Source organism: Streptomyces sp. NPDC006733 (assembly GCF_040636125.1).
Lineage (GTDB): Bacteria > Actinomycetota > Actinomycetes > Streptomycetales > Streptomycetaceae > Actinacidiphila.
In genome coordinates, this window is record NZ_JBEYJD010000067.1 from 16,869 (window position 1) to 32,977 (window position 16,109).

Below are 16,109 nucleotides of genomic sequence, written 5' to 3' on the forward strand. Positions count from 1 at the left end.
GCCGGCTACCGCTCCTGTGCGCTGAGGTTGGCCGCCACCGCACACCGTGGAAGCCACTCCGGGCCCCTCGGAGGGAGAGGCGACCGGCGCCACCGGGAGGAAGTCAGTGAGTCACGACCTGTGGATCCACAGATTCGTCGGCGGTGAGCCGGCACATCTCGATCTCGACGTGGTTCGGGCGGTCCTGCAGCCCTATTCTGTCGACCGCCGCCCTCCCCTCGTCCAGGACAGCGGGCGCTTCGACGTCTGGATTCGTGCCCGGGACGGTGGCGACGCCGAACTGCTCGCCGACGCCGGCAGCATCTTGGTCGAGCGCCCGGCCGGCGGCGAGGTTCTCGGCATCATCGCTGAGCTGACCGCCCGACTCGCCGCAGTGATCATCGACCCGGCGGACGGTGCCTCCATCTGCCGGGCCGAAGAGCGCGCGCACCTTCCCGTCGAGTACCAACGGGACGCCGTCGTCATCGAGATGACCGGCCCGGCCGTCCAGGACGCCACCACCACGAGGAGGTCGGGCGCCGCCTCTCACAGGACGACGATGCCCAACGGGCGCACCCCTGCGGGCAGGCGGCGGGTGTCGCCCGAGGCGAGGTCGACGACCGTGATGCCGTCCCAGGCGCCCTCGCGGGTGAAGCCGCCCGTGACGTAGGCCGTCCGGCCGTCCGGGGAGACCGCGACGTTCTCATGGGCGCCCTGCAGGGGGATGACGCGTTCGCGGCCGGCGGGGCTGCGGACGGTGAGGGATGCCGCGGTGTCCGCGGTGGTGATCGGGCCGGTGCCGACCACCAGCAGGGTGCCGCCGGGGGTGATGGTGGTGCCGTGCTGATGGGTGTTGGCGGTCATGGGCTCGATGGTGACCTTGCCCGTGTGCGGGTCCAGGACGGCCAGGCGTTCGCCCTCGAAGGGCAGCAACAGCGCGCCGTCGGCGGGGCGGACGGCGGCGTAGTGCGGTTTGAGCCAGGAGCCCAGGCCGCCCTCGGTGCCGTATGGGGCGACCGGGTAGGTGCGCGGGGCGAGGGTGGCCGCGTCGAGCGCCGTCACCGAGAAGGAGTCGTGGTTGGTCACGTAGACCTCGCGGCCGTCGCGGGAGAGGTCCACATCGAAGGGGCGGCGGCCCACGGGCACGGTGTCCGTCACCGTGCCCGAGGTGGTGTCGATGACCTCCACCACCCCGTCCCGGTCCGGGACGTTGACGCCGACATAGACGTGCCGGCCGTCGGGGGCGAGCGCGATGCCCATGCCTCCGCCGCGGTACTCGCCCCGGGTGGGGCGACCGGTCTCGGTGGCGTACGGGATCAGGGCCGTACGGGTGTGTGCGGCGGTGTCGACCACCGCGACACCCTCGGCGGTGGAGACCCAGGCGCGGCCGTCACGGCCCAGTGCGATCCCGTAGGGAGCGAGGCCGACCTGAACGGATGTCACGGGGCCGCGCGCCGGGTCGACGAAGGTGACGGTGTCGCCGTCGAAGTCGGCCACGAGCAGGGTGCGGGCGGCGGCCGCCGCGCCGGGGGACGGCGGCCGGGACGGGTCGGGAACGGCGGGCGACACGGGCGTCACCGTCGATGGGCGCGGTCGATCCGGGGCGGACTCCCCCGCGCCCTGCGCACAGCCGGTAAGGACGGCCCCCACGAGGAGGGCACCCGCGATCCGGCGGATCATCCGGCGTCCCGGAGCAGCGTGGCGATGTCCGTGAAGCCTCGGCGTTCGGCGTGGACCAGGGGGGTGACGCCGTCGGCGTCCGCCAGGTCGGCGGTGGCCCCCGCGGCGAGCAGGATCTGCACGATCTGCCGGTGAGCGCTGCCCCCGTCGCCGAGGATCACCGCCTCCAGCAGGGCCGTCCAGCCGAGCCGGTTGACGTGGTTGACGTCGATGTCCGTCTCGTCCAGGACGGCTTGCACGTAGGCGACATGGCCGCGCTCGGCGGCGGGGATGACCGAGACGCCGCCGAAGCGGTTGCGCAAGGTCAGATCCGGGCCTGCCGGCAGCAGCGTCCGCAGCATGGCGACGCTGCCCGTCACGCCGGTGACCAGCCAGGCGCTGTCGTCCTGGTGGTCCTGGGCGTTGACGTCGGCACCTGCGGCGACGAGCACGGCCGCCGCTTCGACGTGGTCGCCGCGGGCGGCGAGCAGCAGCGGGGTGCGCAGGTCGGCGTCGCGGGCTTCGAGGTGGGCCCCGGCGGCGAGGGCGGCGCGCACCGCGGCGGCGTCCCCGCGCTCGGCGGCGGTCAGCAAGGCGTGGTCGGTTGCGCGGGGAGCGGGCATGGCGGGACTCCTGGGAGGGTTCGGGCGACACGGAGGGCGGGGAGGGAAGATCGTCGGCACACGGTACGGGGCAGCGGGCGCCGTGGGGGTCGCTGCGGGGGGCTGCGGGCCGACCCCGCCGGGCCGGGGGCTGAGGTGCCGGGTGCGGCCTCTGCGGCCTGGGCGAACCGCGCGACCGGGCCGCCCACCCCAGGGTGCACCGGCCCCGCCCCGGCCCGCGATCGGGGTAGCCGAGGACCGGCCGGCGCGCGCTCGTCTGCATGGCGGGGGTCCTTACGGGAGCGGGTGCGGCGACGGGTTGTCACCGCTCTCCAGCCTGCGCCCGCAGACGGCTTCCGACGGTCGTCGTTCCGGCTGGTCGCGCGGCGCCCGGCGGATGACACCGGGGTCATCCGATCGGTTGACCCCCGGGGCGGGGAGCGCGGACCGGGCGGTGTTGCTCACGTGGCAGCGGCCTGTCCCTCGGCTACGGGCTGAGGAGGTCAGCGGCGTGCAGGGCGAGGGCGGGCTCGAGGTCGGTGAGCCGGGTCAGGGCGCGGTCGGTGACCCATACGCCGCTGGCGAGGGCACGCGCCAGCAGGCGCCGGGCGTCGTCCGGTTCCAGGACGGCCACCAGACGGTGCAGGCTCTCCTGTCGTTCCCACGGCCACCGCTGGGCGGTCCGGGTGGCCTGCTCGACCTGGTCCGCCAGGTGCCGGGCCCGGTCCCGTTCGCCCACGGCGGCCAGCGCGCGCACCAGATCCACCAGCCCGTCGGCTTGGTGGTGCGGGTCGGTATCCGCTCGGATCAGGCGTTCGGCTTCGTCGACGGCCGTACGGGCGGGGCCGATTTCGCCGGCCTCCGCCCAGGCGTTCGCCAGCAGCGGCAGGACGACCCGGCGAGAGCCGGTATCCGCCTGCGCCGCTTGTGCGGCCTGGCGGGCGAGGTCACGGGCCCGCCCGCTGTCCCCGCCGGCCGCGAGCACGGTCACCATCTGGGCCAGGGCCCGCACGCGCAGAACCGGGGCGAGGGAGGCGGTGCGGTGTGCGGCGTCGTCCACGAGAACGGTCATCGCGTCCAGTTGCCCGAGCGTGGCGCGGGCCCGGGCCACATCGACGAGCGCCAGGGCCCCGTAGTACGGATCGGTGTGCGCCTGGGCCGCGCGCTCCATCTCATCCGCCAGCCGGCCCGCGTGCTCAGTGGCGCCGGCGGCGGCCAGGGGGCGCACCAGAGCGGCCAGTAGTTCCCCGAGCTCGTGCGGGAGAGCGGCGGTGCGGGCGAGCGCCTCGGCCCGATCCGGGTGCCCGGTGCCGGCCAGCACCGGCACAAGGTCCGCGAGTACGCGCGTCCGCCTGGCCCCCGCCTCTGCCGAGTGCACGAGCCGCTCCGCCGCATCGAGGCTGCCGAGGGTGGCGAGCGCCGGCAGCAGCTCGCCCAGAATACGTTCGCGCAGGTAGGGGTGGTCGATGGTGGCGAGATCGCGTTCGGTACGGGCGGCGAGGTCGCGGGCCCGCTCGATCTGGTCCGTGCCGGCCAGCGCCCGCGCCACCTCGGCGCGCAGCAGGGTGCGGAGGTAGGGATCGGTGCCCGTCCTGACGATCCGTTCGGCCTCCCCCGCATACTCCTGGGCCCGGGCGACCTCACCCATGGTGGCCAGCGCGTGCGCCAGCTCGGCCCATGCGGCCGCTCGGCTGCCGGGATGTCGGATACTGCGCGCGACCTGCTCGGCCTGCTCCGCGACCTCGCGGGCCTGCTCCACCTGCCCGAGGGCGGTCGCCGCGCGCATCAGCTCACCGAGCGCCTGCACCTGCACGTCGGCGTACAGGGCCGGGTCGTCGTAGGCGCGTGCGGTCCGTGCGAGCTGCTCACTGAGCAACCGGGCCGACTCCAGCTCCCCCGCGACGACTCGGCGACGGATCAGCTCGCCGAGCACCCTCACCCGACTGGACGGCTGGGTAATGGACGCGGCGAACAGCTCGGCGCGGGCGACTTCGCCGGTGGCTGCCAGCGCGCGCACCAACTCGACCAGCACGCCCGCTTGCCGCGCCGGGTTCGTCGCGTGCAGCGGTGTCGCACCGTCGGGTGATGGCAGGTAGCCGAGGGTGCGGGCGAGTTGCTCGGCGACCGTGACCTCGCCGGCCGCGGCCCGCGCCCGCGCCAGTTCGTTGTACGCGTCCTCGCGGTAGATCGGCTCGGCGATGGAGTCGATGATGCCCTCCAGCCGCTCGGCGGCCGCGTGGGCGCGGGAGGGTGCGCCCACCGCCGCCCACGCGCGGGCGGCCTGCGCGAGCACGCCCACGCGCAGATACGGGTCGCGCACGGAGCGGGCACCGCGGTCGAGGAGCTCGGCCAGTCCGCGGGCGCGCTCCCCCTCCCCGGCGCCCACCAGCGCCAGGGCGGCCTCGGCGAGCGCCTCCGCGTGCCGGTGCCCATCCGCGACGGAGCGGGCCGCCTGCTCGGCCTGCCGAGCGGCCTCACCGACCCGTGGCGTCTCACCGCCGGTGGCCGACTGCTGGGCCAGCGCGACGAACGTCTCCATCCGCCGGTACGGATCCGTGACGGCGCCGGCCAGCACCTCCGCCCGGTCGGGCCGGTCGCAGGCGGCCCAAGCGCGCGGCAGGTTCACCGGCAGGTCGACGTTGCGGTCCTCCAGCCGCTGGCGCTCCATCGCCAGGGCGAGCAACTGCCGCAGGTCGCACCGCTCCTGCCCGGCGATCAGGTCAAGTGCGGTGATGGTCTCGGTGAGCGCGAACGTGTCGCCGCCGGTGAGCTCCAAGGTGCGGTCGTGTCGGCGGGGGTCGGCCGCGTAGGCGACCGTCCGGTATGGGGCACCGGTCGCCTGCAGCAGCCGGAAGTAGTCCTCCAGCAGGTATTCGGGGGTCGCGGGCGGCCACCCGAGCGCGCGGTAGCCGTCCGCCCAGCCGTCCAGGCGCGCGCGGTACGCGGTGAGGGCCGGCGCGCCCAGGCGTTCGTGGGCGATCTGGGCGAGTTCTTCGTGCGCGAGCAGGTGGACGGTCTCCCCGCGCCACCGGCTGAGCCGCGGCGCGAACGACCGCCCGCTCCCCTCCTGCAACCGGCCGTCGATCTCCGCCGTGGATCGCCCGGTGAGCTCGGCCAGCGCTGCGGTGCTCAACCCGCCTCCGGCCGCGGCGACGAACCCGAGCAGTTCCCGCTCGACCGGCGCGCCCTCCAGCAGGCGGCTCAACTCCCGCAGCGCCTCGTGCCGCAGGACCTGCGCATGCGGCGAGGGCCGCAGGGCACGCACGACCCCGGGATCTCGCAGGGGATGGCCGTCGGGAACGTCGGCGGGCACCGGCGGGGCGGGACGGCCGGACACGATGACTCGCATCCCGGCCGGAAGCCGTCGCGGCAGCAGCGCGGCGATGCTGTGCGCGTCCGGGCCGGAGGCCTGGCCGCGATCCTCGTCGAGGCCGTCGACGACCAGGATCAGCCGCTCCCCCTGGGCGCGGCAGACCTCCGTGGCCGCGTGCAGCAGGCGCAGCAGGTCGCCGTAGCGGGTTGCGGCGGTCGCGGGCGGCAGCGGCTGGCCGGCGATCTCCGCCAATTGCACCAGCAGCACGTCGACGAAGGCGACGTGGTCACTCTGCCCGGCGAACCGGGCGGTGATGAAGAACGACACCGGGCGGACACCCGCCGGGGGATGCAGCACGAAATGCGCCAGCACGGCCGACTTGCCCGACCAGGCCGGCGCCTGCCACCAGGCCAGGGCGGGCCCCTCCGGGGCGGTGCAGAAGGCCGCGAGTTCCGCCAGTTCGGCGTCCCGGCCGTGCAGGACGTCCGGTGCGATCAGTTCGACCTGGTACCGGTAGCCCGAGCGCGGGGGCGCCGGCGAGCTGACGTGGACATCGCCGATGTGCACGCCGGTGTTGGCGTAGCCGCCCGGCCCCGCCGTGGCCGCGCCGGTGCGCTGCGCGCGATAGCGGTCACCGCCGCGCATCACGCCCCCGACCGGCGCACGGTGGCCCACCGGATGGCCTGTCAGCGACGGCGGAGGTGACCGGGCTCCCCGTCCGCGGCCCGACGCCCGCGGGGCGGGCGCGGGGCGCACGGAAGCCCGGCCGCGTGATCGCGCGCCGACGGTGGTGGTGGGGCCCGTTCACCCTCACACGGCATTCCTCACGCAGGTCCGGGCGGTGTCGGCCCGGTCAGCTCTGGTCGACACCCGTGCTGGCGGTGCTGTCGGGCCCCTCGGCCGTGGCGTCACCGGTTCGCTCGGCGCGCACGGGTCCGCTCGGGGCATCGCGCGGGCGCCGCACGCCGGTGGAGGCCTGTCCACCACCGGAGGCCTGGGCCTTTCCGGTATCGGACGCCACCACGCCGGCCTGCTGTGCGGTGGCCGGGGACTGCACCAGCGCCCACACCAAGGCGGCGATCCCGGTGGCGCCCTGGACGGAGGCGGCGACCATCTGGCCGGTGTCCGGGGTGTCCAGCAGCCAGAAGAACGGCGTCGACGCGGTCAGCACGAGCGCGGCCACCACGACCGTGATCTTCCTGCGTCGTGACACCCCGCTCGCCCCCCGCCGCCTGCCGATGAACTCCCCCTCAGCATATGGGAAGAGCCTCGCCGGTGGCCCGCCCGGTCCCCGCCCCGGTGCTCCCTCAGGCGTCGAGCACCGCGCTGGTGAGCTCGCCCTCCAGACGGTCCACCGCGGGCGGGCCGGAGCGGGTGAGGGCGCGCAGGGCCATGAAGCGCAACGGGGCCTGCCCGGTCATCGCCTTGAACTCGCGGTTGAAGTGCGCCTGGTCGTAGAAGCGGCATCCCATCGCCACGTCGGCCGGGCTCGTGCCGTCGGCCATCAGGGCCAGGGCGCGGCGGAGGCGCAGCACGCGGGCCGTGCCCTTGGGCGTCAAGCCGATCTGTTCCAGGAAGCGGCGCTCCAGGTGGCGTTCGCCCCAGCCCGTCAGGGTCGCCAGCTCCCGGACCGGCATCGTGCCGCCGCTGGCCCGGAGCTGTTCCCAGGCGTGGATCGTGCGCGCGCAGGGCACGGCGCCGGTATCGGTCCAGTGGCGCAGCGCCGTGTCCAGCAGGGCGAACCGCTCCGGCCAGCCCGGGGCGTCGGCCAGGGCGTCCGACAGCAGTTGGCCGCGGGCGCCGAGGATCGGGGCGGCGGGCGCCATCGCGTCGGCGATCTCGCGCAGCGGGGTGTCGAAGAGGCGGAACGCCGCCCAGGGCTGCAGGGCGACCTCCATGCCGTACAGGCGGCCGGAGTGCTCCCCGATGGAGGGTCGGGTCAGCATGCCGGCGACCACCGGTGCCGACGAGGACGCCAGGACGCGCCCGCTGGAGGCGCAGGTGACGTGCAACCGCTCACCGAAGTTGAAGACGATGGTGATGGACCCGGAGGGAAGCTCCAAGCGGCGTCGGGGGCCGCCGAGGTCCATCCGGAAGCCGCGGTACTGCAGCACGCCCGGGCGCAGTGCGGGGTGCGGCAGCTGCCGCGCCACCTCCCAGGTTCCGGCCGGGCATTGGCGATGCCACATGGTGCGTCCCCCTTCGTCGTCGACGCGCCGCGTCGACCCCCCATGACGGGTTCAGGATGCCGCGTAGGGGGGCCGCTGAACAGACCGCACCCCCCGGGACGTTCGGTTCTCCGCGAACCCTGGATCAGCAACCCCTATCCCACCCCAACGTATGAATCAAGAGAAGTGCCGCCAGGTCGGATTTTACAAGAGCCGGATCGGCGACTGCGGGAGATTCATCGGGCACCGGAAAGCGAACACGCGGAGCACCGCCTGCGATTCGCATCCTGTGAATCGTGACGTGCTGTCGAGCGAACTGCTGGTCACAGTTGTTCGCCAGAAGCTCTCGCGCCGAGAATCCACCGTATGCACAGAAAGGCCTCATCATGAAGAACATCACCTCCTGGACGGCCCGCACCTTGGTCGGCGGCGCCCTCGCCGGCGCGCTGGCGCTGGCCGCGGTCGCACCGGCCAGCGCCACGGTCTACCAGTACTCGGGGCACTCGGGCTCCCACACGTATGGCTCGACCAGCGTGGTGTGGACGTCCAGCAACAGCACCGCAAGATCAACATGGTGGTCAACGGCAGCGGTTCCGGCATGGTCCGCGCCCAGTGCACGCGCGCCAACGGCGGCACCAAGTGGTACCAGTCCACGATCGAGGCCTCCCACGGCAGTAACTCGCACTACGACTGCGAGAACAACACCACCTACGACCACGCGCTCGCCGGCTACGGAATCGACCTGTAGCAGCCGCTGTCCCGCAGTCCGAGCCCCGGACCCCGGCTGGCAACACCACACCGCCCACGGCGCAAGGGAGAACAGAACATGCAGCGCACAGCCCTGGTCCTCCCGGTCGCCCTGGCGGTTGCCGCGGCCGTCGGGGTTGTGTCCTCGTGCACCAGCACCGCGGGGCACAACCCCGCCCCCGCCCTCACCGCAGGCCAACGCGCCCATGCGGACCGCCTCGTGCTCATCCTGGCCGGTCTCCTGCCGAACGCCGACGACAACGCCTTCGACCTGGACCGGGCCGCAAACTCCGAACGCCTGGTCGCCTCCTGCATGACCGAGGCCGGATTCTCCTACACGCCGAAGAACCCGCACAGCCTCGTCGATACCGCCGACAACACCGACTTCGCCGGCACGACATACGCCAAGGAGCACGGATTCGGTATTTCAGCCTGGCCCGCTTTCGCTCCGGACAAGACCAACGCGCAGTACACCAACAGTCTGTCGGCCGCCGACCAAAAGCGTTTCGGCGACACCCTTTCCACCTGCTCCGAGAAAGCGGAGAAACAATCCCGGCAGGATTTCGGTATCGAGTTCGCCAACCGTCGGTTCGACGGCATCGACGGAGCGGTACGGTCCGGTGCCCCCTACAAGCAGGCCGCCGACGCGTGGCGTGCCTGCGCCGGCCGGGCCGGCTACGTCAGCCAGGACCGGGCCTCGCTGATCGCCGCTCTGCACGCGAAGTACGACACGATCATCGCCCGCATCACGGGCGCCGCCGAACTCACCCCGGCCCAGACCGCACAGCGCGCGCAGCAGGACCCGCTCTACCGCGGCTTCCAGCAGGAGGAGATCCGCGCGGCCGTGGCGACCTTCCCCTGCTCGCAACAACTGGATGCGACCTACCACGACGCCTTCCGACACGCCCTGCAGACGAATCCCTGACCCGTCATCGTCCGCGGGGATCGGCCCGTGCCGCAAGCCTGCCGACCGGCGGACCCGTCCCCCGGGCCCTTCGGCCGGCCTCTCAGGGCCGCTGTCGGGCCGTCAGGACGCGTTCGGCGTCCGCCATCATCTCCCGGACGATGTCCGCGGCGGGCCGGATGTCGCGCACGAGCCCCACGCCCTGCCCCATCAGCCACGGCATCTCCTCCCAGTCGGCCTCGGTCCCGGGCACGGCCGGCAGCACACTGAACTTGCGCAGCACGGCCCGCTCCCCCTGGACGGGGGTGGTGCCGATCTGTTCGAGGTGCTCCCGGTCGGTCGGCACCTGCTCCAGGCGGTCGTTCCACTCCTCCACCACGCGGTCGCGTTGCACGCGCATCGGATTGAACTCCGGCCACTCGGGGCCGAAGATGCCGCTGAGGACCGTGTCCTCGCCCTGGGCGGCGAGCAGGCGGCGGTGGTGCTCAGGATGGACCTGCGCCTCGCGGGAGGCGACCAGTCGCGTCCCCACCCACACGCCGTCGGCGCCCAGGCACAGCGCCGCCGCCACCTGGCGTCCGTCGGTGATCCCGCCCGCGGCGAGGACGAGCGCGCGGTCGGCCACGGCGTCCACGATCGCCGGTACGCCGACCATGGTGGGCAGACCCCCGTAGTTGTGCCCTCCGGCCTCCCAGCCCTGGGCGACGACGACCTCGACGCCGTCATCGACCGCCCGTCGGGCCGCCTGGACCGAGCCGACCTGCTCCCACACCGACACCCCCGCCGCGCGCAGTTGGTCCAGCTGGCCGGCCGGCGGGTGGCCCCAGTGGAAGGAGACGATCGGCACCCGCTCCTCCGCGCAGACACGCACGTGCTCGGCGGTGTCGAAGTACGTGATGAGGTTGATGTGGAACGGGGCACCGCCCGCTCCTTTGCGGATCTCGGCGATGATCTGCCGCAGCGTGTCCGGGGGCATGAGCCCGGCCCCGACCGCGCCGATGCCGCCCGCGGTGGACACGGCCACCGCCAGCTCGGACGTACCCGCCGCGAAGGCCATCCCGGCGCCGACGAACGGGTACGGGACGGCGAAACGCTCGGTGAGGCGGGTGGACAGCACACTCATGGCCGCTTCCTTTCGGGACGGTGCCTTCAGGGGTGGGTGCGCAGCAGGTCCGCGGGCCGCTCGGCCACGGCGTCCACGGGGCGAGGGCCGGCGCCGCACCGGTCTCCCGCACGAGCCGCACGCCGGCGAGGACCGCCGCCGGCCTCGATCAGCCGCCCGCGCGCGCTCGCATCCTCGGCCGGTCGGGCCGACGGCACGCGGCCAGCGGTGCCTGCACCGACCGCGACGACGTCATGTTCCGGCACGCTCATCCCCCCGCTTCGCCGTCCTGATCGACTCGGTCCCTGCTGTCGCGACGACGGGGGGCGGGGGCCCCAACACGCTCGGTGGTCCCGGTCCTTCGGCTGCCGGTGTCGCCGCAGCGTCGGTATTGTCCTCCCGGCCGAGGGTTGGTGAGGCGACGCGAATCGGCCATGTCGCGGAGTCCGGAGGCGGTCGGCCGGCGCCGACGGGGGCGGCACGTGGGGGTTGACCGGTCTCGGTCGCCGGCCGGTTGCGGGATCCGACGGGTGCGTGCGGTGCGACCCGGTGGGTCCTGCGCTGCGGGCCTCGCACCGGTGCCGGTCGCCGGTGGGTCGGGGTGACGGACCGTCGGCGCTTGCCGTTCCACGAACGTTCGCCCAGTTGTCCCTGCCGGCGTCGAGTGGCGTCCCTACAGTCCTTGAGGGGGTCGAGAGAAGGGGCTCATGGACACACTCTTCGCGATCCGGGCTCGGGGCATCACCAAGTGATTCGGCGACGTCATCGCCCTGGACAACATCGATCTCTCCGTTGCCCCGAGGCAGATCCACGGTCTGGTCGGACCGAACGGCGCCGGCAAGACGACCCTGCTCGGGCTCCTGCTGGGCCTGGCGGTGGCCGACACCGGGCGTCTGGAGATCCTGGGCACCCCGGTACGAGGGACGCTGGCCGCTCCCGACGGGGTGGCCGGCTTCGTGGACGCGCCCGGTCTGTATCCCTCGCTCACCGCCCGGCAGAACCTTGCCGCACTGCTCTCCCTGCGCCGCCCCGGCGCGCGGGCCCCCGGGGTCGACGACGTGCTCGCCCAGGTCGGGCTGACCGATGTCGCCGACGACCGCACGCGCGGCTTCTCCCTGGGCATGCGCCAACGGCTCGGGCTCGCCGCCGCCCTGCTGACCGAGCCCCGGATGCTCGTACTCGACGAACCGTCCAACGGCCTCGACCCGGCCGGAAAGGACCACGTGCACGCGGTCCTGGCCCGGCTCGCGGCGGAGGGAACCTGCGTGGTGCTCTCCAGCCGCCGCATGGAGGATCGCGAGGCGCTGTGCTCCGAGATCCCGGGCGGCGCCTTAGCCGACGGCACCTTCAGCTGCTGAACCTGCGGAATCCCTCGGCGACTGAACCACAGCCTCCTATGGTTCGACAATGTGCCGAAGGTAGGCGTGGGGGTCCGCGAGGTAGCGGCGCCAGTGGTCCACGATGCCGAGCTCCCGCCAGGCGACCCTGCGCATGCCGTGCTCGCCGACCTCGATGATGTCCGCTCCGGGCAGGGCGGTCAGCAGCGGGGAGTGCGTGGCGCAGATGACCTGGCCGCCCTCCTTGGCCAACCGGTCGATGTGTCCGATCAGCTCCAGGCACGACGTGAACGACAGCGCCGCCTCCGGCTCGTCGAGGACGTACAGCCCGGTATGCAGGAACTTCCCGCGGAACGCGGCGAGGAACCCCTCGCCGTGGCTGACGGAGTCCGGCGCGAACCCCTCCCGGCCCAGCGCGTCCAGCGCGGTCTCGGCCCGCAGGAAGAACCCCTTGCGCGCCGACCAGCTGCTGGCCATGCGGCGGCCGCGCGCGGCGACGTCGAATTTCATCCGTTCGCCGAGCAGCGACTTCGGGCGCGACGACGCGTAGCGCCAGTCGTGCGAGCCGCCGTAGGAGTCCAGGCCGAAGCCCTCCGCCAGGGCCTCGACCACCGTGGACTTGCCCGAACCGTTCTCCCCGACCAGGAAGGTCACCGGCGCGGTGAACCGCAGCCCTTCGCGCAGCAACTGCCGCACGCAGGGCAACGACCACGGCCACGTCTCCTCGTCGTCGTCCGGAGACAGGTGGACATACGCGCGTTCGACGATCACTGCACCAGTGTCACCCACGGGCCGGGGATGTGCCCGGCCGAGCAGGCGTGCCCGTCGGGCGTGGTGCGCCGTCTCGGGCCACCGCTGTCCTGCGGTGGCCCGAGACGCCCGCAAGCCGCTCGCGCGCCTGCGGTCACGGCTGCGGGGTGTTACGGCTGGAGGACGACCTGGTCGACGGTCCAGAAGGCGCTGTTGGTGCCGGTGTAGCGGAACCGCAGCTGCGCGGTGGTGGCGCCGGCCGGGATCTGCAGGGTGAGGCGCTCGACGGCATTGGCGTTCGACCGGTAGGACTTGACGAGCTGGGGCGTGCCGCCGTTGTAGGAGACGTAGACGTCACCGGTCTGGGGGCCGTCGACCACGTAGTTGCTGGCGTAGCTCAAGGTGGCCGTGGCCGCACCGTTCACCTGGTAGACGGGGCTGACCAGGGTCGAGTCGAACTGACCCGTCCCGTGGGACTTGTCGTCCCACTCGTCGGAGTCGGCGACGGCGAAGACGTTGCGCGCCCGCACGTTGGTCTCGCGCCCCTGGCCCAACTGCGCGGCCGTCCAGAACTCGTCGGTGGCGAACGACCAGCCGCGCCATTCGGTCACGCCGCCGGTCGGCATGGCGGAGTTGTCGATGCTCCAGCCGGTGGGCGGCTGGTGGGTGTAGCCCTTGGTGGCGGCCGGAATGCCGGTCTCGTCGGTGCGCGTCTGCAGCGCGCTGCGGCGCGTGTCGAAGGCGTCCGGGGTGATCTCGTCGATCGGCTTGCCGTCCAGGCCCCAGGCAGGGTTGATGGCCACTCCCTCGTGCTTGAGGACGGTCGGCGCGATGTCGACGAGCTTGACGTCGTAGCGCGTCGAGCCCGGGGTGAAGCCGGCACCGTTGGCGATCACGAACGTCTGCCGTTCCGCGGCGGTGTTCCCGCCGTGACCGCCGGCGTCCGTGTGGCCGTGGTCGGTGGTCAGGACGATCAGCCAGTTCTCCTGGGCGTACGTCGGGCGGGAGCGCACCGCGTTCACGACCTGTCCGACGAGGGCGTCGGCCTGGTGGATGGCGTCCAGGTACGCCTGGCTGGCGCCGCCGGAGGAGTGGCCGGCCTCGTCGACCTCGTCGAAGTGCAGGAAGGTGCTGTCGGGGTTGCCGTGTGCCAGGTAGTCGGCCGCGTCGGACGCGGTCTTGGCGTCGTTCTCGCTCTCCGGAATGCGCAGGTCGGTCTTGCTGGAGAAGATCGTGTCAGCGACGGGGTTCCACGATGCGGCGACCAGGGTGGAGGCCGCCGGAGCGGCGGTCTCCAGGCGGGTGGCCAGGTCGGGGTAGGTGTCGTAGCGGGAGCCGGCGAAGGTGTTGTCCTTGACGCCGTGCTTGTCCGGCCACACGCCGGTCGCGATCGTCGACCATCCGGGGCCGGAGACGGTGGGCGACAGCGGGTTGGCGTACAGGTTGCTGGTGGCCGTCATACCGCCGGCCGCCAGCGCCTTGATGTTCGGGGCGTCGGCCTTGAGCAGCTTGTCGTACCGCGTGCCGTCGACACCGATGACGAGGCTCTTCGCCGTCTTGGTGCCGTCCGGCAGCCCTTTGTACGCGCTCGCGGCCGCGGTGGCGCGCGGCGTCTGGGCGTGGGCTGCGGCCAGCGGCAGCATCAACGTGGCGGCCACCGTAGCGGTGGCGGTGGCGATCCAGACCGGTCGGGATCGGGGCATGGGGACTCCTGTGGGGAGGCGCATCACGGGTGGCAGCGGAGGGATCGGCTGCGGTGGACGGGAGTGAGCCTCCAACACGCGGGGAAGCGCCCGGGCGCTCTGCGGCTGCCCGGATGTGAACAGCATCCGAATTATGGACTAGACCCGTTATCAAACGGTGATATTGCGTGGGAGGGCCGGCCTGCGCGGGCCCCCGACCGCGCAGCGGACCGCACCAGGCACGCCCCCACGACGCCGCCGCAGGACCTCGGGAACACCATGGACCGCGGAGTCGACCCGCCCAGGACGGGCCGAACCCTCCCCTGCGGACCAGCAACGCCACTCAGCGACATCTTCGCGCGGCGCCCCATGCACCGTCTCCGCCCTCAGAATTGCGCGTATGTTCGCATACCGTGGCGCGTCGCGCCGCTGGGGACGGGGCATCTGCCCTCTGAACGACACCCGAGATATGTACCGCCTCCCAAGCCCCCGGAGGCGAGGAGTTGGGGTGGACCTGATGGAGTCCTTGCAGGTGAGCCCCCTCAAGACGTCCCGCGAGAGCGTGTTGGTACTCGCGTTGTCCGGGGACCTCGACTACGACACGCAGCAGACCCTGAGCGACACAGCGGTTCTCGCCCTGGACGACGGATGCCGGCAGCTGATCGTGGAGTGCTCCCGGGTGACGTTCTGCGACTCCGAAGGCCTCAATGCCCTCCTGCAACTCCGCCAGGAGGCGGAAGGCCGCGGTGTGATCCTGGTGCTGGCCGCGATCAGCGCTGTGCTGCGGCACGTCCTGGATCTCACTCACGCCCTGCAGATCCTCACACTGGCCGACACCGTCGAACAAGCAGTGCGCCTGACGGGCACGGCTGTCGTCCAAGGCCACCCGGGTTCCTAGGACCGGAGAATGCCCGCTTCGCACTCCGCCCGCAGGCCTGAACGGCGGGCGGTCCATGCCCTCCGCCCGGCCGGAAGGGAGAGCACGCCGGGGATGAACGGGCCATCGAGGCCCGCAGCGGAGGCACCCCTTGGCCGGATTCGCCTGCCACCCCGAGCGTTGTCCGTCCCGTCGCGCTATGACTCAAGGGACGGCCAGAGCAGCGCCGGGGCGGCCACGAGGGAGAGCGGAGGAGAGCACGATGAGCACCTCACCGAACAACCCCGCAACGGGTGACATGAAGATCGAAGTGATCGTCCTGCCGGTCTCCGACGTCGAGCGGGCGACGGAGTTCTACCGCAGGATCGGCTGGCGGCAGGACGTCACACCACCCGGGGTCGAGCAGTTCACGCCCCCGGGATCGCCGGGCTCGGTGCACTTCGGGCAGGACATCACGTCCGCTGCGCCCGGCTCGGCCAGGGCGTACGTGGTGGTCTCCGACATCGAGGTCGCCCGGCGCGCGTTGGTCGCGGCCGGTGTCGATGTCGGTGAGATCTTCCACCGCACGTCGGACGGGCAGGCCGAGGGCCTGGATCCGCAGCGCACCACCTACAACTCCCTCGCCACCTTCGACGACCCCGACGGCAACACCTGGGTCATGCAGGAGATCACGGCCCGGCTGCCCGGGCGTGTGGAGCCGGCTGCGACCTCCTACACCTCCGCGCACGAACTGGCCGCAGCGCTGCGGCGTGCCGAGGCCGCCCACGGTGAGCACGAGAAACGCACCGGCGCAGCGGACGCGGACTGGCCCAGCTGGTACGCATCACACATGATCGCCGAGCAGGCCGGGACGGAGTTGCCCACCTAGCAGCCCTGTCGGACCGGCCGCCCGCGGGCCCCGGCGTTCGGGGCGCTGCGGGGCTGCCGGGCGGTGGCGCGCGGGCAAGCTGCTCTCCTCCTTCGTCGACGACCTCTCCAACTGGTACGTC

13 protein-coding genes and 1 pseudogene are annotated in these 16,109 nt (G+C 72.8%); 5 read left to right on the top strand and 9 right to left on the bottom strand.

Going from position 1 to position 16,109, the window contains the following annotated elements; all coding sequences use genetic code 11:
• Positions 1-103: 103 nt before the first annotated feature.
• The 6 genes from ABZ721_RS37120 to ABZ721_RS37145 all read right to left on the bottom strand — a co-directional run bounded on the left by ABZ721_RS37120 (position 104) and on the right by ABZ721_RS37145 (position 7,742).
• Entirely contained in the window at positions 104-529 is a 426-nt protein-coding gene (locus tag ABZ721_RS37120; protein ID WP_358793218.1) for a hypothetical protein, read from the bottom strand.
• Positions 526-1,659 carry a YncE family protein gene (locus ABZ721_RS37125; RefSeq protein ID WP_358793219.1) on the bottom strand — a complete coding sequence of 378 codons (1,134 nt, stop codon included), beginning with the start codon at positions 1,657-1,659 and terminating at the stop codon, positions 526-528. Before ABZ721_RS37125 ends, ABZ721_RS37120 begins: the two co-directional genes overlap by 4 nt.
• Entirely contained in the window at positions 1,656-2,261 is a 606-nt protein-coding gene (locus ABZ721_RS37130; protein WP_358793220.1) for an ankyrin repeat domain-containing protein, read from the bottom strand. Before ABZ721_RS37130 ends, ABZ721_RS37125 begins: the two co-directional genes overlap by 4 nt.
• A 466-nt stretch (positions 2,262-2,727) precedes the next feature.
• Complete coding sequence (locus tag ABZ721_RS37135; protein WP_358793221.1) at positions 2,728-6,198, bottom strand: hypothetical protein; 3,471 nt, start codon at positions 6,196-6,198, stop codon at positions 2,728-2,730.
• 208 nt (positions 6,199-6,406) lie between these two features.
• Positions 6,407-6,766 (bottom strand): hypothetical protein, encoded by a 360-nt coding sequence (locus ABZ721_RS37140; RefSeq protein ID WP_358793222.1) that lies wholly within the window; start codon positions 6,764-6,766, stop codon positions 6,407-6,409.
• Positions 6,767-6,860: 94 nt separating this feature from the next.
• Positions 6,861-7,742, bottom strand: coding sequence for a helix-turn-helix transcriptional regulator (locus tag ABZ721_RS37145; protein ID WP_358793223.1), 882 nt, complete (start codon positions 7,740-7,742; stop codon positions 6,861-6,863).
• A 517-nt stretch (positions 7,743-8,259) separates the two neighbouring features.
• Between ABZ721_RS37145 and ABZ721_RS37150 the strand changes: the two genes are divergently transcribed.
• Positions 8,260-8,469 carry a hypothetical protein gene (locus ABZ721_RS37150; protein ID WP_358793224.1) on the top strand — a complete coding sequence of 70 codons (210 nt, stop codon included), beginning with the start codon at positions 8,260-8,262 and terminating at the stop codon, positions 8,467-8,469.
• 219 nt (positions 8,470-8,688) lie between these two features.
• A complete protein-coding gene (locus ABZ721_RS37155; RefSeq protein WP_358793225.1) occupies positions 8,689-9,393 on the top strand; it encodes a hypothetical protein in 705 nt (234 codons plus the stop codon).
• 82 nt (positions 9,394-9,475) lie between these two features.
• Here the strand turns inward: ABZ721_RS37155 and ABZ721_RS37160 are convergent, their stop codons facing one another.
• A complete protein-coding gene (locus tag ABZ721_RS37160) occupies positions 9,476-10,495 on the bottom strand; it encodes a nitronate monooxygenase (RefSeq protein WP_358793226.1) in 1,020 nt (339 codons plus the stop codon).
• Positions 10,496-11,238: 743 nt separating this feature from the next.
• Here ABZ721_RS37160 and ABZ721_RS37165 point away from each other — a divergent pair.
• A pseudogene (locus ABZ721_RS37165) lies at positions 11,239-11,793 on the top strand (ATP-binding cassette domain-containing protein); the annotation flags it as partial.
• A gap of 75 nt (positions 11,794-11,868) precedes the next feature.
• On the opposite strand, the gene ABZ721_RS37170 reads toward ABZ721_RS37165, so the two are convergent.
• Positions 11,869-12,582 (bottom strand): AAA family ATPase, encoded by a 714-nt coding sequence (locus tag ABZ721_RS37170; RefSeq protein WP_358793227.1) that lies wholly within the window; start codon positions 12,580-12,582, stop codon positions 11,869-11,871.
• 149 nt (positions 12,583-12,731) lie between these two features.
• Complete coding sequence (locus tag ABZ721_RS37175) at positions 12,732-14,264, bottom strand: alkaline phosphatase family protein (RefSeq protein WP_358793228.1); 1,533 nt, start codon at positions 14,262-14,264, stop codon at positions 12,732-12,734.
• A gap of 496 nt (positions 14,265-14,760) precedes the next feature.
• Between ABZ721_RS37175 and ABZ721_RS37180 the strand changes: the two genes are divergently transcribed.
• Together ABZ721_RS37180 and ABZ721_RS37185 are read left to right on the top strand one after the other, a co-directional pair.
• Positions 14,761-15,141: an STAS domain-containing protein gene (locus tag ABZ721_RS37180; protein ID WP_358793231.1), complete on the top strand. Its 381-nt coding sequence runs from the start codon at positions 14,761-14,763 to the stop codon at positions 15,139-15,141.
• A 241-nt stretch (positions 15,142-15,382) separates the two neighbouring features.
• Entirely contained in the window at positions 15,383-15,988 is a 606-nt protein-coding gene (locus tag ABZ721_RS37185; protein ID WP_358793229.1) for a VOC family protein, read from the top strand.
• Positions 15,989-16,109: the final 121 nt, after the last annotated feature.